Annotated in this window: 22 protein-coding genes, 1 tRNA gene and 1 riboswitch; of the genes, 15 read left to right on the plus strand and 8 right to left on the minus strand. The window is 50.8% G+C overall.

Features of this window, described 5'->3' with window-relative positions:
• The first annotated feature begins 268 nt into the window (after window positions 1-268).
• The 4 genes from FC99_RS07820 (at window position 269) to FC99_RS07835 (ending at window position 3,533) form a co-directional block, all read left to right on the plus strand.
• Window positions 269-1,102 carry a histidine phosphatase family protein gene (locus FC99_RS07820; RefSeq protein WP_235805890.1) on the plus strand — a complete coding sequence of 278 codons (834 nt, stop codon included), beginning with the start codon at window positions 269-271 and terminating at the stop codon, window positions 1,100-1,102.
• Between the two features lie 775 nt (window positions 1,103-1,877).
• Entirely contained in the window at window positions 1,878-2,426 is a 549-nt protein-coding gene (locus FC99_RS07825) for a GNAT family N-acetyltransferase (protein ID WP_053083539.1), read from the plus strand.
• A 307-nt stretch (window positions 2,427-2,733) separates the two neighbouring features.
• The gene (locus tag FC99_RS07830; RefSeq protein ID WP_048733185.1) at window positions 2,734-2,988 is read left to right on the plus strand and encodes a hypothetical protein; all 255 of its coding nucleotides are present in this window, start codon (window positions 2,734-2,736) and stop codon (window positions 2,986-2,988) included.
• Window positions 2,989-3,002: 14 nt separating this feature from the next.
• Window positions 3,003-3,533: a DUF2441 domain-containing protein gene (locus FC99_RS07835; RefSeq protein WP_048733183.1), complete on the plus strand. Its 531-nt coding sequence runs from the start codon at window positions 3,003-3,005 to the stop codon at window positions 3,531-3,533.
• A 49-nt stretch (window positions 3,534-3,582) separates the two neighbouring features.
• Here the strand turns inward: FC99_RS07835 and FC99_RS07840 are convergent, their stop codons facing one another.
• Both FC99_RS07840 and FC99_RS07845 read right to left on the minus strand, forming a co-directional pair.
• On the minus strand, window positions 3,583-4,518 hold the full coding sequence (locus FC99_RS07840; protein ID WP_048733181.1) for a type II toxin-antitoxin system antitoxin SocA domain-containing protein: 936 nt from the start codon (window positions 4,516-4,518) through the stop codon (window positions 3,583-3,585).
• Between the two features lie 20 nt (window positions 4,519-4,538).
• Window positions 4,539-4,826 carry a type II toxin-antitoxin system MqsR family toxin gene (locus FC99_RS07845; protein WP_048733179.1) on the minus strand — a complete coding sequence of 96 codons (288 nt, stop codon included), beginning with the start codon at window positions 4,824-4,826 and terminating at the stop codon, window positions 4,539-4,541.
• Between the two features lie 200 nt (window positions 4,827-5,026).
• On the opposite strand from FC99_RS07845, the gene FC99_RS07850 reads away from it, so the two are divergent.
• Complete coding sequence (locus FC99_RS07850; protein WP_048736294.1) at window positions 5,027-5,470, plus strand: GNAT family N-acetyltransferase; 444 nt, start codon at window positions 5,027-5,029, stop codon at window positions 5,468-5,470.
• On the opposite strand, the gene FC99_RS07855 is transcribed toward FC99_RS07850, so the two are convergent.
• Complete coding sequence (locus tag FC99_RS07855) at window positions 5,463-5,777, minus strand: DMT family transporter (RefSeq protein WP_048733177.1); 315 nt, start codon at window positions 5,775-5,777, stop codon at window positions 5,463-5,465. The two genes, FC99_RS07850 and FC99_RS07855, sit on opposite strands and share 8 nt — an antisense overlap.
• 2 nt (window positions 5,778-5,779) lie before the next feature.
• The gene (locus FC99_RS07860; RefSeq protein ID WP_048733175.1) at window positions 5,780-6,106 is read right to left on the minus strand and encodes a DMT family transporter; all 327 of its coding nucleotides are present in this window, start codon (window positions 6,104-6,106) and stop codon (window positions 5,780-5,782) included.
• Window positions 6,107-6,176: 70 nt separating this feature from the next.
• Window positions 6,177-6,270: riboswitch (guanidine-I (ykkC/yxkD leader) on the minus strand.
• 148 nt (window positions 6,271-6,418) lie between these two features.
• Between FC99_RS07860 and FC99_RS07865 the strand changes: the two genes are divergently transcribed.
• The 5 genes from FC99_RS07865 to FC99_RS07885 all read left to right on the plus strand — a co-directional run bounded on the left by FC99_RS07865 (window position 6,419) and on the right by FC99_RS07885 (window position 10,260).
• Window positions 6,419-6,679, plus strand: a complete 261-nt coding sequence (locus FC99_RS07865; protein WP_048733173.1) for a dehydroquinate synthase/iron-containing alcohol dehydrogenase family protein — start codon at window positions 6,419-6,421, stop codon at window positions 6,677-6,679.
• A gap of 357 nt (window positions 6,680-7,036) precedes the next feature.
• Window positions 7,037-7,912: a fructokinase ScrK gene (gene scrK / locus FC99_RS07870; protein ID WP_048733172.1), complete on the plus strand. Its 876-nt coding sequence runs from the start codon at window positions 7,037-7,039 to the stop codon at window positions 7,910-7,912.
• A gap of 21 nt (window positions 7,913-7,933) precedes the next feature.
• Window positions 7,934-8,935: a zinc-dependent alcohol dehydrogenase family protein gene (locus tag FC99_RS07875; protein ID WP_048733170.1), complete on the plus strand. Its 1,002-nt coding sequence runs from the start codon at window positions 7,934-7,936 to the stop codon at window positions 8,933-8,935.
• Between the two features lie 67 nt (window positions 8,936-9,002).
• Entirely contained in the window at window positions 9,003-9,731 is a 729-nt protein-coding gene (locus FC99_RS07880) for a DUF6198 family protein (protein ID WP_048733168.1), read from the plus strand.
• 136 nt (window positions 9,732-9,867) lie between these two features.
• Window positions 9,868-10,260 carry a VOC family protein gene (locus FC99_RS07885; RefSeq protein ID WP_048733167.1) on the plus strand — a complete coding sequence of 131 codons (393 nt, stop codon included), beginning with the start codon at window positions 9,868-9,870 and terminating at the stop codon, window positions 10,258-10,260.
• A gap of 214 nt (window positions 10,261-10,474) precedes the next feature.
• On the opposite strand, the gene FC99_RS07890 is transcribed toward FC99_RS07885, so the two are convergent.
• Window positions 10,475-11,869 (minus strand): aminotransferase-like domain-containing protein, encoded by a 1,395-nt coding sequence (locus tag FC99_RS07890; protein WP_048733165.1) that lies wholly within the window; start codon window positions 11,867-11,869, stop codon window positions 10,475-10,477.
• Between the two features lie 132 nt (window positions 11,870-12,001).
• On the opposite strand from FC99_RS07890, the gene thiD reads away from it, so the two are divergent.
• Genes thiD through FC99_RS07905 form a run of 3 tightly spaced genes read left to right on the plus strand, consistent with a single transcriptional unit; the run spans window position 12,002 to window position 13,868 of the window.
• Entirely contained in the window at window positions 12,002-12,787 is a 786-nt protein-coding gene (gene thiD, locus FC99_RS07895) for a bifunctional hydroxymethylpyrimidine kinase/phosphomethylpyrimidine kinase (RefSeq protein WP_056986520.1), read from the plus strand.
• A gap of 11 nt (window positions 12,788-12,798) precedes the next feature.
• Window positions 12,799-13,299, plus strand: coding sequence for an ECF transporter S component (locus FC99_RS07900; RefSeq protein WP_048733164.1), 501 nt, complete (start codon window positions 12,799-12,801; stop codon window positions 13,297-13,299).
• Between the two features lie 11 nt (window positions 13,300-13,310).
• Complete coding sequence (locus FC99_RS07905) at window positions 13,311-13,868, plus strand: TIGR01440 family protein (RefSeq protein ID WP_048733162.1); 558 nt, start codon at window positions 13,311-13,313, stop codon at window positions 13,866-13,868.
• Window positions 13,869-13,951: 83 nt separating this feature from the next.
• On the opposite strand, the gene FC99_RS07910 is transcribed toward FC99_RS07905, so the two are convergent.
• Complete coding sequence (locus FC99_RS07910) at window positions 13,952-14,641, minus strand: hypothetical protein (protein ID WP_048733160.1); 690 nt, start codon at window positions 14,639-14,641, stop codon at window positions 13,952-13,954.
• Window positions 14,634-14,870, minus strand: a complete 237-nt coding sequence (locus tag FC99_RS07915) for a hypothetical protein (protein WP_048733158.1) — start codon at window positions 14,868-14,870, stop codon at window positions 14,634-14,636. The genes FC99_RS07910 and FC99_RS07915 overlap by 8 nt, the downstream gene beginning before the upstream one ends.
• Before the next feature lie 291 nt (window positions 14,871-15,161).
• Between FC99_RS07915 and FC99_RS07920 the strand changes: the two genes are divergently transcribed.
• Window positions 15,162-15,794, plus strand: a complete 633-nt coding sequence (locus tag FC99_RS07920; RefSeq protein WP_048733156.1) for a pentapeptide repeat-containing protein — start codon at window positions 15,162-15,164, stop codon at window positions 15,792-15,794.
• On the opposite strand, the gene FC99_RS07925 is transcribed toward FC99_RS07920, so the two are convergent.
• Window positions 15,781-16,761, minus strand: coding sequence for a LacI family DNA-binding transcriptional regulator (locus tag FC99_RS07925; protein WP_048733155.1), 981 nt, complete (start codon window positions 16,759-16,761; stop codon window positions 15,781-15,783). The genes FC99_RS07920 and FC99_RS07925 overlap by 14 nt on opposite strands.
• Before the next feature lie 187 nt (window positions 16,762-16,948).
• Here FC99_RS07925 and FC99_RS07930 point away from each other — a divergent pair.
• Window positions 16,949-17,020, plus strand: a tRNA-Gln gene (locus FC99_RS07930).
• Window positions 17,021-17,112: the final 92 nt, after the last annotated feature.

Below are 17,112 nucleotides of genomic sequence, written 5' to 3' on the forward strand. Positions count from 1 at the left end.
CAGTATACGTTGCCTCAATTTGTATTTTACTTAAGTAGTTTTCAAACGGACCCTAGTAAGCAAGAAAAATAGTGTATCATTTGTGTATATAAAATATGGCTTAAATGTTTAAATGACTGTCCTTTTGTTGATTTAAGGTTGTGCAAGCAATCAGTTTGTGCTAGATTAATACATGTAAGCGGTTCCGTAACGGGGAATAATCGTGTTAAGTAAAACGATTGACCTCAACGTAATCGTCCACAACTACATACATAATCGGAGGAGATTTATGATGAAGTTCAGTAAAGTACTTGGTATTTTAGCAGTGACTGCAGGGGCAGTTGCTATGGTAGGTGCACCAGCATCCGCCCAAGCAGCCAAGAAGAAAGCTGCTGCTAAGCCAGTAACGATCTACTTGACCCGGCATGGTGAAACCACTGGGAACGTTATGGGCCGTGTTCAAGGCTGGAGCGACTTCCCACTGACCAGTAACGGGGTTGCCGTTGCCAACAACCTGGGCCGTGGCTTGAAGGGCAAGACTTTCAAGGTTGCTTACGCAGGGAATTTGACCCGGCAACAAGTAACGGCTAAGCAAGCCCTCAAGTACTCTGGCAACAAGAAGGTTAAAGTCAACACGTCGAAGTACTTGCGTGAAGGTGGCTACGGTAGCTTCGAAGGCGACAGTATCGCTACTGACAATGCCTTGATTGCCGGTGTATACGGCTACAAGAACGGTGACGAAATGATGGCCGCTCAAGGTAAGGATTACTGGACGAAGTTACAAGATGCCTACTACACCTTGGACCAACAAAACAGCCAAAAGACGAAATTGGTTGCTGGCGACCGTGCTGAAAGCTCACAACAAGTTGAAAAGCGGATGGCTAAGGAATTAATGACCATTGCCAAAGCAACTAAGAAGCAAGGCGGCGGTAACGCATTAGTTGTTAGTTCTGGGATGTCCATCAACGAATACCTGTCAACGTTGAAGGGTGCTAAGTACACGGGTGCCCCATTGAAGAACGCTGCGGTTACACGTTTGACTTACAAGAACGGTAAGCTCCAAGTTAAGGGCCTCATTGGTTCCATGTACTACGTGGACAAGGGCGCTAAGCTTGCTAAATAATTAAATTTCAACCGTCATAGTTGCTAGGGAAAGATGAAGATGGCTTGCCCGCATATGATGATTAAATAAGAGCCCTCGCCAGTAATCATGCAACTGGAGGGGGTTTTTGTGTAGAGAGTGCTACGAAGGGCGTTTAGCTGGCGAGCATTAACGGCGCTAAGTGAATACCCCTGGTCTTGGGGTATTTGCTTAGCGTTGTTAAGCGGAACCGGCTGCCCGGTAGTGGCACGTTTCAGAAGCCGCCAGGACCAGAATATAAGCAGATGAAAACCAAGCCAAACGGTCTAACACAACAGTCATTGAAACCCCGGGTCATTGCTGAGACGGGGTTAAGCGCAGGGACCTGCCTCGTGGAACATGTTTCGGAAGCCGCCAGGACCAGGATATAAGCAGATGAAAACCAAACTGAACGGTCTAAGACAGTAGTAAATAAAATCTTGGGTTGTTTTCTGAACCGGGTTAAACGCAGGAGTCTGGCCCGTGGAGCACGTTTCAAAAGCCGCCAGGACCAGAATATAAGCAGATGAAAACCAAGCCAAACGGTCTAACACAACAGTAATCAGTGTCCCCAGATTGTTTCCTGAACCGAAGCAAAGCAATCGTCATAACACGTTGCACTAAATACCCACCACCCACATCAATTGACACAGCAAGTAATTTTCAACTTCGTAAATTCGACTTATGAACTAAAAGCTCATAAAAAAGGCTATACTAAACATATGTGAAGGACAACTATCAAGTAAAATGTAGCATCACCAAGAGAGGAGCACGACCCATGACAGAAAAATTGGTATTGCCTAATTTAGCCACGGAACGGTTAATTTTGCGGGAGCGGACGCTAGCTGACCTGACAGCCAGTGTAAAATTGGATCAGGATCAAGCGGTCACGGAGTTTATTCATGGGGTTTGGGACGGGTCACCACGCCACGTGGCCTACGTCAAGAAGCGCATTGAGCGACAGTATGGTCAAGGCCTCGGGTATTGGTCGATATTCTTTCAGGATGATCCGACACAGTTTCTAGGTTGGTTGATGCTGACACCGGTCGAGGGTAGTGCGAGCCTAGTTAAGATTGGCTGGCGATTGACACGCAATCACTGGGGCCACGGCATCGCGACCGAAGCGGCTCAGGCCGTGACACAGTACGCCTTTCGTACCCTGAACTTGCCAAAATTAGCTGCCGCGATCAATCCCGCTAACGAACGGGGGCAACGGGTCGCCGAAAAATTAGGCTTTACCTTTAAACAGCCAATTTCCGTTGGCGATGAGCAGCTGGCTCTTTACATTTTGCCACAGGACCGCTGGACAGCCTTACAGCAGAAGTAGGCTATTTGACGGTGTAAACGGTCGTACTTAATTGTCACTGATAGCAGTAGTGCTGAACTAATGACTAAGATGATCAACAGGGGACCTTCGTCGATGGTGCGACGGGGATGCCGGTTGATCTTTTTTTGCCTGCTGAGGAGTTCGGGGCCATCGGTTTTATGAGCAAGTTGTGAGCTAATTCGGTGATGGTGGGGCCTCTTAGTGGGTAATGGTTTGGTAAAAATCATCTGCGTCTATGCCCGCTTAGTTAATCTGCTACCGTAATGGTAAAATTAGAAGTAGTTATTCTTGGAGGAGGACAAGTACCGTGCAAAAATTACCACAACGTTATCAAAAGCGAGTGAGGTCGTGCATCAATTGTGTCGTTAGTTTGGCCGAATTTGGGGTACTACTAACGCTGATCAAAGGTGGGGTCGACCTCTTCAGACACGGCCAACTTTATTGGCAGACTTACCTGCAAAGCCTGAGTTGGCTGTTACTGGGGGATGTTGGCTTTTTTAGCATTATCTGCTTGATTGAATGCGGCGTTGCCAGAAGAAAGTGGCGTAAGCAGCAAGGTTAAAGGGGACGTGGGGAATGGCAACCTTCTATCATTTGGTCACGCGGCACCGGCTACAGGTGGGTCAGGTACTGGACTTTTCGACTGGTCAGTTGAATCGACAGGCCACGTTCTTTTTTAGTGTGCCAGCTAATGTCAACTTGCGAGATATCCTGAACCAGCCGCAAGCGGTGACGTTTCCCGCTACCGATCGCGGGCGGCATGCCGTACGGGAAGTCGTGTTGGAGCGCGTTCGCGTGCAGTCATTTCCGACGTTGCCATCACGCTTGAGCTGTCTATACGCCGCAACCACTATTCAGCGGGCCTTGGCGTGGCGGACGCTATTTGAAAATGAGGGCCGTCACGTTCTGCAGTTGGTCAAGGTGACCGCGACGGGTCCGGTCTTCTATGGGGATGCGGCGAACCTACCAACGACATGTGCTGAACCTATCAAAGTGAAGACCTTGGCGGCGCAGGACTATTGGCGTTACCCAGCTAAGGACCGGCTATTAAGCGAGGTGCTGGTGGGCGGCCGGGTGACGGTGAGTGAAGTGGTTAAAGTGTTTTAGAAGGTAATAAAGGATGTGCGGCAGTAGTCGCACATCCTTTATTATCGGTTTAGCATTCCTTGTGTTGTGAGAAAGTCGTACCAATTAAGTCTGGAGCAATAGGCTTTTCGGCCGAAGTCACTGACCAAGGTGAGCCCTTCTGATGCGTAATTCGGCTTAGACTAGCGGCCGTTTGATTGCCGTAATCATTCTGAATCGAAATAAGTAACTGAGCAATTTCCGGGTCTGCTTGGACTAAGCTGTAATCGGTAAAGGCGTTGTCATCGAGTTGGTTATCGACAATGCCCCGTTGGCCGTTGAACTTTTGATGAACTTCAAGTACAACGGGGCCATATGGCATGGCGATAATAGGCGAATTGAACAAAGGCGAGTGACTTAACGCCAGATGGCGACCGAAGGCAAAGTAGAGTAATTTTAGTACCTTCATTTGAGAAAGTTCTTCTACGTTGGGATCACGCTGAGCATCAAAATAGTTTTGAACTCGGTACCAATTAGCCAGCTGGAGTGCCGTGAATTTAGGCGGTTGGGGAGTCGGTGAATACTCGATTGGGATTGGCGAACCAGTTAAATAGGCACAAATCTTTTGATGAAGGCCGACTGACAGGGTTTCACCGTCTTCGTTTGCAAAAACAGTCAGAACATGATCATCCGCCATCAAGGCTTTGAGGACTTTATTATTCGCTCTGGTGGGGAAGGCACCTGTCTCGTAGAGGGCAACTGTATTGGGACTCCAATCAAGTAATTCAGCCAAGTCGCGTTGTGTGAGGCCCACTTTAGTGCGAAAATCTTTGAGGTCGTTCGGGGAGATGAAGTGGAATTCTGAACGGTATTGCTGGTTTGCCAGTTCAATCGCGGCATCATCTAATTCGGCATCAGCGACCAAATGATTCGTTTGTGTGTCGAAACGTGCAGGGGCATTTACTTGGTAGTCGTGGCCTCGAATGGTAAAAGTGTTTGTGTGGTTTTTAATGTAGGTAGCGGCCATGGTTAGTTCCTCCTGACGGGTTATGATAGGTGAAAGCTAATGAACTTAACATGTTGCTTGTTAGAAGTAAACTTGAATTTGAGGTAATAAATGGCACCGTAATCCGTTTTAAAAATCCATAGATATTCGCCGGGACGGTCATGATCCTGATCATACTTTTTGAAATCTTGGATAAGAAGCTGCTGGACAATTAGCTTGGCCAATACAGAAGTAACGGGCGTTGCGTGAGTGGCTTGACGAGAGACCATGCTAAATTGGTTACGTGAGACTAAATACTTCAGTCGGGCCAGTGCTTCGAATTTATTCACGGAAGGATTCCTCACGGGTTATTTTTATCAAAGTATACCTGAAAAGTTAGTGTTTTGCTACTAATTAGTAGCATAAAATTCTTTATTTTTTATCCCACCAGCCAACTTTCAGGGTATACTAATTCTGATATTAATTTTCAGGAGGTAACTAGCTCGTGACACTTATTCAACCCGCACAACCGCAAGATATATCGCAAATTATGACCATTGAAAACGCTGGCTTTTCACCCGCTGAGGCCGCAACCGAAGCTAGTATGGCCGAACGAATCCAGCAGATTCCGGATACCTTTTTAGTTGCCAAACAGGGCAAATCAATCGTTGGCTACATTGTTGGTCCGGCGTTTGACCAGCGCTACCTTACCGACGACCTCTTTGAAAGAACGACGCCGAATGCGGCCGGTGATGCCTACCAGACCGTGTTGAGCCTGGCCGTTAGTCCGCTACATCGGCACGAAGGCGTTGCTGGTCAGCTACTGGAAGCTCTCGCCGTGGTCGCCTTTGACCAACATCGTGAGGCGATTACGCTGACCTGTTTGGAGAAGCTAGTCCCGTTTTACGAAAGCCATGGGTACGTTAACGAGGGCATCTCCGCGTCCAGCCATGCGGGGGAAACCTGGTACAATCTGGTGCGGCCACTTAACTGATTAGTTTCAGCCCCATGACGGCAATCAGGATCACGGCGACCCAGCCGAGCTTGCGCCAATCCTTGGATTCACCGAAGAATAGCATACCAGTGACGACACCACCAGCTGCACCAATGCCGGTCCAGATGGCATAGGCGGTACCCATTGGCAAGGCTTGTAAGGCCAATTCAAGGCCACCGAAACTCAGCGTAAATGCTAAAATCATCAATCCCCACAACCACCATTTTCGTTGGTGCAGGGCCCAGTTCATGAAAGTCACGCCCAGCATTTCGCTGAGGCCAGCTAAGATTAAATAGAGCCAAGCCATTATCAGTCAGCTCCTTTCTCGGTGATTGTCTGCAAGCCACCAATTCCCAGTAGTAACAGTAAAATCAGTGCGATTTTTGCCCAGCTAGCGGGTTCGCCAAACGCAATCATTCCCAGCGTGGTGGTGCCTAAGGTGCCTAGGCCAACGAAGACGGCGTAGGCGGTTCCGGCGGGAATATGACGGCTAGCCCGAATCAAAAAGTAAAAACTCAGGTAGACGGCAACGGCGGTCGCCCCCCATTCAAGGAGGGTGCTAGCATGCTTGAAGCCGACCACCCAACTCACTTCAAAGATGGCGCCAAGAACAACGGTGAGCCAATGTTTCCACATCATAAGGTCCTCCTTTAATTAACCGAAATTGCCAAAAAAGAGCCTGAGAAATTCTGTCGCTAACGACAAAATCTCCCAGGCTTTTTCCCTTCCGTGTCTGTGGTAATGACCACAGGTTCTCTCTCGGACCAGACCCTTGCGGCGGAACCCTAGAGAACAAAAGTATTCGGTTATTTCGATAGCGCCAGCTTAGCACATCGCCCGGCTTAGCGTCAAGGTTGGAGAAAAAATTGGCAGTCTGCTACCTCCAGAGGGAATACCGGAACACCTCAGGCATATTGGCATAATGGGTATAACTTTATCCAACTCTTCTTGGAGGGGCGTGATGAAGCCGAGTTCGACCGGTTCTTAGCGTTTGACCTGTCCCTAGGGTTACCCACAACGCTGGCGGACTTGAAGATTCCAGACGTTAGCGATGCGGACCTCTTGAAGGTGGGGGAACAAGCTACTTCGCCGGCGGATACGATGGGCCGGATGCCATTTAAAGTGACCCCAGATGATGTGGCTCAGGCCATCCGCGGGGTTGATGCTTACAGCCGCGCTTACCAGGAGCGGCATCATGGGTGCTGCTAACAATTAGATAACAATAACCGCCGATTATGTGCCTTGACCAGTTGGTCGCATGATCGGCGATTTTTTGCGGCATAAATAAGATGAAATTAAAATGTAAGCGCTTTCCGAAAGGGCATTTTCCACCTTAATTTTGAGCTTTAAGTGACTAATATCACGAAAAATACAAACGATTACATTTCCGACAACACGTGTTTAAGCGGCCTTTTCTGAAAACTAGGCGGTCGAAAACCCCTTTAAATCGCTGGCCAGCACTTGATATACTGTAAGCGATTTAAGAATGACTGTAGCGGTCACGAAGAGCGTCATTAAAAAACTTTGCTGCGGGTCAGCTCGTCGGCAAATATGGAGGTAACAAGTATGCAACTTGGCAGTATTGAAGCTGGGGGCACAAAGTTCGTTTGTGCGGTTGGTAACGAAGATTACCGCACCCTGGACAAGGTTGTGATTCCCACGACCACCCCGGAAGAGACTTTGAGCAAATCAATCGCTTATTTTAAAAAGTTTCCCGAGATCAAGGCCATTGCGGTCTCATCCTTTGGCCCCATCGAACTGCGGCATAACTCGCCGAAGTACGGCTACATTACCGATACCCCAAAGAAGGGCTGGTCGAACACCGACTTTATCGGTCGCTTGAAGCAGGACTTGAACGTGCCGATGTACTGGACGTCCGATGTTAACGGGTCGGCTTACGGTGAATACGTGATGTCCACGCTGTTCAACGAAAAGATCGATTCATTGGTCTACTTCACCATTGGGACCGGCGTTGGTGCCGGTGCCGTTATCAACGGTCATTTCGTGGGGAGCCTCGGCCATCCCGAGATGGGACACGTTCGTTTGAAGCGCCACCCCGATGACTTGGACTTCCCCGGTATTTGCCCATTCCACGGCGATTGCCTGGAAGGCCTAGTCAGTGGGCCAACGTTTGACGCTCGGCTGGGGAAACCCGGCAAGGACGTGCCGTTGACCGACCACGTCTGGGACATCATGGCGTACTACGTGGCCCAAGCGGCCTTGCAGGAAACGTTGATGTTGCGGCCCGACAAGATCATCTTCGGCGGTGGTGTGGTTAGTGAAGCCTTCTTGGTCAAGGTTCGCGCCGAGTTCGACAAGCTGTTGAACAATTACGTGGATGTTGGCAAGTTGACCGACTACATCGTGATGCCATCGGTTGAGCATAACGGCTCAGCCACGCTAGGCGATTTTGCCTTAGCCTTGAATGAATATAACAAATAATTAAAAGGGAGCGCTTATTTTATGAAAGCCTTAGTTTTAACTGGAACCAAAAAGATGGAAATTCAAGATTTGCCAGAACCAGAAGTTAAGCCTGACGAAGTCTTAGTCAACACCGCTTACGCTGGTATCTGTGGGACTGACCGCGCGCTTTACGCTGGCCTTCCTGGTTCCGCTAACGCTGTGCCACCAATCGTCTTGGGCCATGAAAACTCTGGGATCGTTGCCGCTATCGGTAAGAACGTCACCAACGTTAAGGTTGGCGACCGAGTCACCGTTGACCCTAACATCTACTGTGGCCAATGTGACTACTGCAGAACCGACCGTCCTGAACTATGTGACAACTTGTCTGCCGTAGGGGTTACCCGCGATGGTGGGTTGGAAAAGTCCTTCACGGCACCTTCATCCGTTGTTTACCCAATTCCTGACAGCTTGTCATTAAAGGCCGCTGCCACCACGGAACCTGTATCTTGCGCGGTTCACGGCATGAGCTTATTAGACGTTAAGCCTTATCAAAAGGCCTTGGTTATCGGCGATGGCTTCATGGGTCAATTGTTCGTTCAATTACTCCAAGCTTACGGCGTTCACCAAGTCGACTTCGCCGGCATCATTGACGAAAAGTTAGCCTTCAACAAGGAAAAGTTTGGCGTTACTAACACCTACAACACCACTCGCGACAGCATTCCTGCCGATTACGACGTTGTAATTGAAGCCGTTGGTTTGCCACAAACGCAAGAACAAGCCGTTGAAGCCACTAAGAAGGGTGCTCAGGTCTTGATGTTTGGTGTTGGGAAGCCAGACCAAACCTTCTCCATGAACACTTACGAAGTTTACCAAAAGCAATTGAAGATTCAGGGTGCCTTCATCAACCCATACGCCTTCAAGGATGCCATTGCCTTATTGGCTAGCGGCGAATTGGACGTCGAATCTCTGATCAGCCATGAAGTTAAGTTGGAACAAGTCGAAGACGTCTTAAACGGTAAGGTTAAGGGCGTCAGCAAGGCAGTCGTTAAAGTTAGCGACTAATCAAAAAAGGTAAGGGATTAATGTGAGAGCTGAAGCAGCAAGCAATTTCAACGAAGGAGCAGCACCGATGGAAGCGACAAATGAACGAACCATCTCAATGTCAAAGGCAATTGCCTTTTTCGCCCTGTCGCTGGTCATCAACTCGGCTGGTAACGTGTTAACGCTGGTCACTAGTGCCAAAATTCACCCTTCATTTTTAGGGGCAGCGTACTGGTCCGCAGCCGAAGCCAACTTGGGGACCGCGTTTCACTGGAATTTATTCTGGGCGTTCCTGATCATGGGCTTCTTGACGGCGGTGCTAAACGCCATCTTGATTCGCCACTGGGATTGGAAGCGAATCGCCGGTAACATGGTCTTCATGGTGCCGTTCTCCGCTTTGATTCAAGTGTTTGAGGATTTCTTCAATGGCAAGTACCCGGCACTCTTTGCGGGCCTACCAGAAGCAAGGAGCACGGGGATGATCATCTTCTACGTGGCGCTGAACTTCTTGGGTGTGGCGTTTATCGCCGTGGCCATCTCCATCTATCAACGGGTCAACCTGGTACTCCATCCGGCTGATGACTTGATGCAGATTTTGCGCTTCCGTTACTTCAAGGGGCAAGCTGCTAAGGCGATGTGGGCGTCTTACATTCCGCCTACCATTATGGCCATCATTGCGTTGGTGATTACCCGTCAATTCACGAACTTTGGACTGGGAACGGTGTTTGCCTTCCTTGCTCAAGGTGGGATTACCGGGATTGCTGACAAGGTGATCTTCCCGAACCTGAAGCACCAAGCCGTCGACGTTGGGAAATAGCATTTTCGCTGACGTGGTCTAATCCGCAAGGTAGTTGGGTCTTGGACCAACGGTTTGAAGGAGCTGTTCTGAAATGTTTGTGAGCAACTCAATAATGACGATACCGATTGCGTTTTAAAAAAGGAGTCAGTTAAACATGTCAGTTCATGATTTTATTACTGGAATTCAACACGTGGGGATTCCCACGGCGGATTTAGACAAGACGATGGCCTTCTATGAATCACTAGGCTTTGAACGGGCCGGCCTGTTTCCTAACGGTGAAAACCGCTGTGCCTTCATGCGGCTCGGTAACTTGACGATTGAGACCTGGGAAGGCGACCCAACCAATCCAATAGCCGGTGCCATCAACCATATTTCGTTGAACACCACCGACGTCGATGCCGCCTTTGCCGCCGCTAAAGAACAGGGCTTAGACCTGGTCAATGACGAGGTCCAATCCATCCCAACGTTCTGGAAAAAGGGCATTCGTTTCTTTAACATCCTCGGGCCGAACCATGAAACCATTGAGTTCTGCCAAATCTTAAAGTAGTGTGTGACTTGGGGCTGCGGTCCCAATGAACCTAGATAATCAGCAAAAAATCAGCTTACCACCTCACCGGTAAGCTGATTTTTTTATGTCCGTTAAGTTTGTGTTAGTGCGAAATTAGTTTAGAGGTGGCGCCTCCGACTGAGATTGGCTAATTACCATGAGATTTGTTTTGGTCGAGAAGCTGATTGATTAGTCAAGTTGGAGCTAGACCATTTTACATTAATAGATCTCTTAGTCGCCGTTGTTGTTCCAAGTCAATACCGGCAAAGTTGAAGCGGAACGCCGTTTTGGGCGCGCCATACAGGGTACCGGGTTTAACTAGAATCTGGCGTTCCAATAGGTGGTCGAAAATTGTGGGGTCGGTTTGGGTGACCCAGAGGTAGAAGCCCCCCTGTGGCGTGATGAACTGCCATTCGGGGCGCAGACTGCGAAAGATGGCGACCGTGGCTTGGCGGCGCTGGGCGAGTTCTTTGGTCAGTTGAGTGATGCCCGGATCGAAGGCGACCGTTGTTAGTGCCAGATTGGCCATGACCTGGGCGAGCATGCTGGGCACGATATCGAGCCGTTTTTGGACCTGCAATAGGCGCTGGCCGATGGCGTCCGGGGCAACGATCCAGCCTAAGCGCGTGCTCGATCCTAGTAATTTTGACAGGGAGCTGATATAGATCACGTTCTGTGGGGCGAGCGCCTTTAACGTGGGGATGGCGTCTTGCTTGGTGCTGAGCCAGCCGAACACGTCGTCCTCTACAATGGCAACCTGGTACTTCTGACAGAGTTTGATGATGCGCTGGCGTTGCTCAAGGGAGAGGAGCAGTCCCGTGGGATTTTGAAAAGTGGGGTTCAAGAGGAGTAGCTTGATGCGGTGCTGACGAATCGTTTTCTCCAAAACGGCGAGGTCCAGACCGGTGGGGATCAACGGGATGGTGAATGGTCGGACGCCAAGGGTTTTAAAGACGGCGCTGGTCGCAAAGTAAGAAGGCTTAGTAAAGGCGACGGCATCACCAATTTTAAGCAGGCTGCTCAGAATCAGTAGGAGTGCCTGTTGGGCGCCACCGGTGATGAGGAGCGTTTGCCGGTCGGTGTGAAATTGCTGCCGCTGGGTGTGGTGGCGTTCTAATGTCTGAATCAACGGCAGGTAGCCCGCATCCTGTTCTTGGCGTTGAGCCAGCAGAAAGTCTTGCCAGTTCAGTTGCAGATCCCCTAGTTGTGGAATTAGAGCCATCGGGAGCTCATTAGCGGCGCCATCGATCAAATGGGGATTGAGGGCGCGAGCTTGGGTGAGTTTGCGTTGGATGAGGGAATGACTAGTTGTGGTATTGCGTAAGTATTGGCCCCAATTGATCTTGTCGGGGAGGGTGTTCACGGTGGGGACAGGCGCGACGAAAGTGCCACTGCCGCCCTTTTTGACCAGGAGACCATTGGCGGTGAGTTCCTGAAAAGCCCGACTGACGGTGGAACGGTCGACCCTGAGAAGCTTCGCAAGTTCACGTTCAGCGGGCAATCGTTGGCTGGGTAATAGCCGGTCCTCTTGAATCAGACCGGTGATCAGTTGGCTGATGGCTAAGTATTTTGGCTTGATGTCCGGCAGATCTGCGTACCAATTGGGCATGAGGGGGCCTTCTTTCGTAGGGGTGTTTGGCGTCCCTCCCAGTATAATAATTGGCTGGATTAAAAACAAGCCAATTGGCGGTTGTGGTCACCGTAAAGTGCGCGATACTTGAGGGTGAGGGGAGGCGAGTAAATGGAAAATGTATTGACCATTGCCGGGTCGGATAGCCTTGCGGGGGGCGGGATTCAGGCTGATTTGAAAACGTTCGAGGAGCTCGACGTATTTGGCGTTAGTGCGCTCACCAGTGTGGCAAGTATCCTTCCGGGAACGGTTGCCCTGACCCAGCTGTCGCCAGCGGTGGTCGCGCAGCAGCTGACCTCGATTCTGTCACAGCTGCCGGTCCGTTTCGTGAAGACGGGCTTGTTGGGCGATGTGGCAACGTTAGACCTCGTCTGCGACCAGTTACGGCGGTATCCGGTTTGGTTGGTCGTGGATCCGGTCTTGGTATTCAAAGAGGGCGCCATGGGTTTAGCGGCGGACTACATAGCAGCATTGCGCCAACGCCTCTTGCCCCTGGCGTACGTGACCACGCCTAACCTGGACGAGGCAGCACAACTCAGCGGATTAGCGGCCATCACCACCCGCGAACAGATGCGGACGGCGGCTCAACGGATCCAAACGTTAGGGTGTCCCAACGTGGTCATCAAGGGTGGCAGTCGGTTTCCGGGAACGGTCGCCGTCGACTATTTACGCTATGGCGAAGCGGACTATTGGTTTGAGGAATCTAAAATTCAAAAGAAGACGACAGATGGTGCGGGGTGTACCTTTTCCGCAGCAATCACGGCGCTATTAGCGACCGGGGTGGCGTTACCACAGGCGGTGGGCCAAGCGAAACAGTTTGTCCATGCAGGCATTGAGCACGGTGTTGCCATCAGCGAGCGGCTGGGGAGTGTTTGGCAGGGCGCGAGTCGTCGATAGGAGTAGGGTAAATGCGTAACGAAAAGTTGAAACAAACCACATTAGCGGCCGTTTTGATTGCGATGACGGTCGGGTTATCGATTATGTTCGTGATCCCGGTACCGGCGACTAAGGGGATGGTCACCCTCTGTGAGGTTGGCATCTACACCAGCGCCATTTTGTTTGGCGGACCGGTGGGTGGCATGGTTGGTGCTGGCAGTGGCTTTTTGATCGATATTTTATCGGGGTATCCGGAATGGTGCCTATTTTCACTGGTGATTCACGGATTGCAGGGGCTAGCGGTCGGGTACTTCACGTCAGAACAGACGAAGTCGCTTAAAACGATGCTGCTACCACTGTTGATTGGAAGCGCTATTATGGTGGTCGGTTATTACTTTGCCACGGCACTTCTGTTTGGTTGGCCAGCGGGTCTGGCATCGATCGTAGGTAATTTAGTTCAGGTTGGTTTTGGGATGGTCGTCACGCTCTCTATCGTTGAGAGCCTCGTCAAATTCAAGCCAAACCTGGTTTGAGGAGAGTTAACATGGCAATTGATTTGGAAAAAATGACAGCGGAATTGACGGTAATTCTTGAAGACGTCTTGACCGCGGCCAAGCTACAGCCGGGCGATTTATTCGTCCTGGGATGCACGACGAGCGAGGTCGTTGGCGGCTACATTGGCAAGGATTCCAGCCTGGATGTGGGTACGCGGATCATCGAAACGTTGAAGGCCAAGCTGGACCCGTTGGGCATTCAGCTGGCTGTTCAGGGCTGCGAGCACATTAACCGCAGCCTAGTCGTTGAACGCGCCGTTGCTCGGCAACATGACTTTGAAATGGTGTCGGTCGTGCCGGCGTTACATGCCGGGGGAGCCTGCTCGATGGCGGCGTTCCAGCAGTTCACGGATCCCGTGGAGGTCGAGCACGTGGTGGCCCAAGCCGGGCTAGACATTGGCGATACGGCAATCGGCATGCACGTCAAATTTGTTCAGGTACCAGTCCGACCAAGCATTAGTGAACTGGGCGAGGCGCACGTCACGGCGTTGCGGTCGCGGCCGAAGTACGTGGGCGGCCCGCGAGCGGTGTACGTTTTGGCAAAGTAGCCAGTTGAAATTTCTAAAAAGGCCACTAGAAATCAATCTGGATTTCTAGTGGCTTTTCGTACCGATGAGTTTAAAATTAGACGCTATGCGTTATAGTGATGGGCCAGGTCCGGATTGGCGTTGTGTAGGAGCTGAGCGGCGTCGCTAATCGTCAGTTGATCGTGGTCCAGGTAGCGCATGACATCGGTCGTTAGCCGGTCGAAATGTACCATGTGGAGTGGACGGTCGAGGGCACTGGGAAAGCTATGATGAGTCGTGCGCCAAGCTAACCAATCCGCTTCTGATAGGTATAGTAGATCGTCGTTTGGTAGCGCCTGTAAGGTTGCTAGTCGTTGGGCGACCACTTGATAGGGCATGGCCGTTTGGTCGGCTAACCGTAACAGTGCGGTTGCGGTTGAGTCGGAGTTTCGTCGCAGGCGGCGCCAAGTTGCTATCGTGTGCCGGGAAGGCAACATGATAGCGGCGGTAAAGGCGGTGCTGGCCGCGCTGTTGGTTTGATAGTTAGTTGCGATGAGGTCCCACAGCGTGTGTGCGGCGTGGTAGTAGCGCTGCCGCAGAGAGTGGGTGGTATTAAGAATTACAAAGTTTTGTTGTTTTAGTTGAATTAACGCGCCGTAATAGGTGGTATCGGCCACATCACGGTAGATGACGGTGGCACGTTCGGCAAGTAGCCGTTCGATATCGGCGCCAATGAAGCCGCCATTAGTGGGTGTCTCACTTAGAAATTTGGCGGCGGCTTGTTCCGCAAATAATGTCGCGATGTCCTCAGTCATAGGCGGCCTCCAGCAGTAAACACTGGCGAATATCGCGAAGAACTTTAGCGAGGTCGGCCTGACCAGAGATGCCACAAGGAGGTTCCGTGCGGCGAGCCAAATTGGTTCCTGACTGGGTGACCAGCGTTAGATCCGGTGCAGCTGTCAAGGGAGTGGCCGGTGGTTGTGTCACCAGCAGAGTTGGTTGTGCGCGGTGCTGAGTCTTGCGAGAAAGTTGACTGTGATCCATTGAAAGCCCTCCTAGTCGTTCAAAAGTTATTTTGACTTCTAAGTTGCTAGCGAAAATCGCCAATCAATCGGTGTCACCAAAACTAGTTGCGCGGGGAAACTGCTCCCCAACTCTGAGTATACTGGTTCCGTCCGAAAATGCCTAGAAGAGTCGTATCTAGGGGGCTAGTGGTTAATTTGGTTGGTGAATTCTAGGCTAAAGTAGTGTCTAAAAATGGCCGCCACAAGTTATTGTGGTCGCCATAAGAAGCGTGCTATACTATGTTTACTAAAAGCGAAAGGATGTTCCCCTATGAACCAACCAAAGTTACTTGAGTCCACCTTACAACCGGTCGCCTTCACTGATATTTATTCGACAGAGGACCACATTTTACAGCTTGGCCAGCTAAAGCAAGAGGTTCTAGAGGATCAGCAGCTTGAACACCCCACGTTTGACCAGTGTCTGCTGGAGGGGATGACCTTCCTGAACGCCGATTTCCACCGGCTAGAAATGACCGATGTGATCTTGAAAAACTGTACGTTGGCGAACTGTCAATTTGAGGCGGCGAGTCTCTATCGCGTCCATTTTGTCGATTGTAAATTGGTGGGCAGTACGCTCGACCACTCGGCATTGAAGGACGTGACGTTCACGAGGTGTAGCTTGGCGCTGGCCAACGTGAATGAAGCGAAGCTGACCCAAGTTATGTTTGATCAGAGCGACCTAACAGAATTTAACTGTCTGGCGAGTCACCTGAGTAAACTCGTCTTGCGCCAGTGTAAGCTGAACAAGGCCGACTTCTCCGAGACCAGTTTGAAGAAGATCGATTTGAGTACCTGTCAGTTTGATGAGCTACGGGCGACCACGTTTGATTTGGTCGGGTGCACGCTGAACGAAACGCAGGCGGCCTACTTTGCCAGCCAGTTTCTGGGGATTACTGTCGCGTAATAATTTGTGCGTCTAAGCGAATCTCCTGCGGCGCGAGTTGGGGATCGGCGAGATGGGCCAGTAAACGGTCCACGACGGTTTGACCGAGCTGTTTGATGGGTTGACGGGCCGTGACGATGGGGCGTGGCAGGAAGTCGAACCACATCTGATCATCAAAGCCACCGAGTTGTAGGTGTGGCAGGTTGAGTTCGGTCAGTTTGCGCAGGACTTCTTCCATGATGGTGTTGTCCCCGACGAAGAGGCCGTCACACTTCTGGTTGATCAAGAGCTGGCGGGTCATCTGCTGAACGTTACTGTTGTCGGTTCGCGCGGCCACTTCGATAGCGCTGTCGAGGGCGATGCCACTGTCATGGAGGGCTTGTTGGTAGCCGGCCAGTCGTTCGGTCGCGGTAAATGAGACGGCGCTGTTGATGATGCCCACGCGAGTAGCGCCTTGAGCCAACAGTTGTGAAACGATGTGGCAGGTCGCCTTGACGTTGTCGACGATGACCCGGTCGTAGGGTGTCTTGATATTGGCCGGGGGCATGCGGTCGACAAAGATGGCGGGCGTGGTGCCTAAAATTCTAGCGTAGTCGGTCTGCCCGCCAGCACTGGCGATGATGACGCCATCGACCTGCTTTTCGAGCATTAAATTTAGGGCGTGGGCTTCTTTAACAAGGCTTTCGTCGGTGTTCATGATGAGGACGTCGTAGCCTGCGTGGCCGGCAGCATCTTCTATTTCTCGAGTTAATTGGGTGAAATAGTCGTTGAGAATATCTGGGATAATCATGCCTAAGGTGTGCGTCTGCTTGACCCGAATGCCGCGGGCAAGACTATTTGGCCGGTAGCCCAGGCGGTTAGCAACTTCCTGAACCTTTTGGCGGGTGGCACGTTTGACCCGGGGACTGTGACTCAGCGCCCGGGAGACGGTGGCTTCCGAGACGCCGGCTGCTTTCGCCACGTCTTTGATCGTTGGTTTTTCGGACAAAGGGACTCACCTCACAATTTTATTAAAACGGTTTACAAATTTTATGGTAGCGTTTTTATACCGGTAACGTCAACTATTAGCGCTAATTTAACTTCCTTTTTCCAAAAAATCTCGAAAAAAGGACTTGCATTCACCCCGGGTAGAATGCTAAAATTATATCCTGTTGGGTCAGTAATGACCGAATTCTTGGGCTATAGCCAAGTGGTAAGGCAACGGGTTTTGATCCCGTGATGCACTGGTTCGAACCCAGTTAGCCCAATCAGAGGTTTACAAAAAGGAACGAGCTAGTCTCGTTCCTTTTTTTGTGTGCGCCCGGCATGGGCGCTAACTAGGCGGTGAAAGTCCGCTGTG

The organism is Levilactobacillus koreensis JCM 16448, from assembly GCF_001435525.1.
Lineage (GTDB): Bacteria > Bacillota > Bacilli > Lactobacillales > Lactobacillaceae > Levilactobacillus > Levilactobacillus koreensis.

Excerpts from the sequence above, each read along its gene's own strand:
- FC99_RS07835 (WP_048733183.1), top strand. The coding sequence starts at position 3,003 with ATGGCAACCTTCTATCATTTGGTCACGCGGCACCGGCTACAGGTGGGT.
- FC99_RS07915 (WP_048733158.1), bottom strand. The coding sequence starts at position 14,870 with ATGGATCACAGTCAACTTTCTCGCAAGACTCAGCACCGCGCACAACCA.
- FC99_RS07900 (WP_048733164.1), top strand. The coding sequence starts at position 12,799 with ATGCGTAACGAAAAGTTGAAACAAACCACATTAGCGGCCGTTTTGATT.
- FC99_RS07875 (WP_048733170.1), top strand. The coding sequence starts at position 7,934 with ATGAAAGCCTTAGTTTTAACTGGAACCAAAAAGATGGAAATTCAAGAT.
- FC99_RS07825 (WP_053083539.1), top strand. The coding sequence starts at position 1,878 with ATGACAGAAAAATTGGTATTGCCTAATTTAGCCACGGAACGGTTAATT.
- thiD (WP_056986520.1), top strand. The coding sequence starts at position 12,002 with ATGGAAAATGTATTGACCATTGCCGGGTCGGATAGCCTTGCGGGGGGC.
- FC99_RS07820 (WP_235805890.1), top strand. The coding sequence starts at position 269 with ATGATGAAGTTCAGTAAAGTACTTGGTATTTTAGCAGTGACTGCAGGG.
- FC99_RS07840 (WP_048733181.1), bottom strand. The coding sequence starts at position 4,518 with ATGGCCGCTACCTACATTAAAAACCACACAAACACTTTTACCATTCGA.
- FC99_RS07905 (WP_048733162.1), top strand. The coding sequence starts at position 13,311 with ATGGCAATTGATTTGGAAAAAATGACAGCGGAATTGACGGTAATTCTT.
- FC99_RS07880 (WP_048733168.1), top strand. The coding sequence starts at position 9,003 with ATGGAAGCGACAAATGAACGAACCATCTCAATGTCAAAGGCAATTGCC.
- FC99_RS07885 (WP_048733167.1), top strand. The coding sequence starts at position 9,868 with ATGTCAGTTCATGATTTTATTACTGGAATTCAACACGTGGGGATTCCC.
- FC99_RS07850 (WP_048736294.1), top strand. The coding sequence starts at position 5,027 with ATGACCATTGAAAACGCTGGCTTTTCACCCGCTGAGGCCGCAACCGAA.
- FC99_RS07910 (WP_048733160.1), bottom strand. The coding sequence starts at position 14,641 with ATGACTGAGGACATCGCGACATTATTTGCGGAACAAGCCGCCGCCAAA.
- FC99_RS07855 (WP_048733177.1), bottom strand. The coding sequence starts at position 5,777 with ATGGCTTGGCTCTATTTAATCTTAGCTGGCCTCAGCGAAATGCTGGGC.
- scrK (WP_048733172.1), top strand. The coding sequence starts at position 7,037 with ATGCAACTTGGCAGTATTGAAGCTGGGGGCACAAAGTTCGTTTGTGCG.
- FC99_RS07920 (WP_048733156.1), top strand. The coding sequence starts at position 15,162 with ATGAACCAACCAAAGTTACTTGAGTCCACCTTACAACCGGTCGCCTTC.
- FC99_RS07860 (WP_048733175.1), bottom strand. The coding sequence starts at position 6,106 with ATGTGGAAACATTGGCTCACCGTTGTTCTTGGCGCCATCTTTGAAGTG.
- FC99_RS07890 (WP_048733165.1), bottom strand. The coding sequence starts at position 11,869 with ATGCCCAATTGGTACGCAGATCTGCCGGACATCAAGCCAAAATACTTA.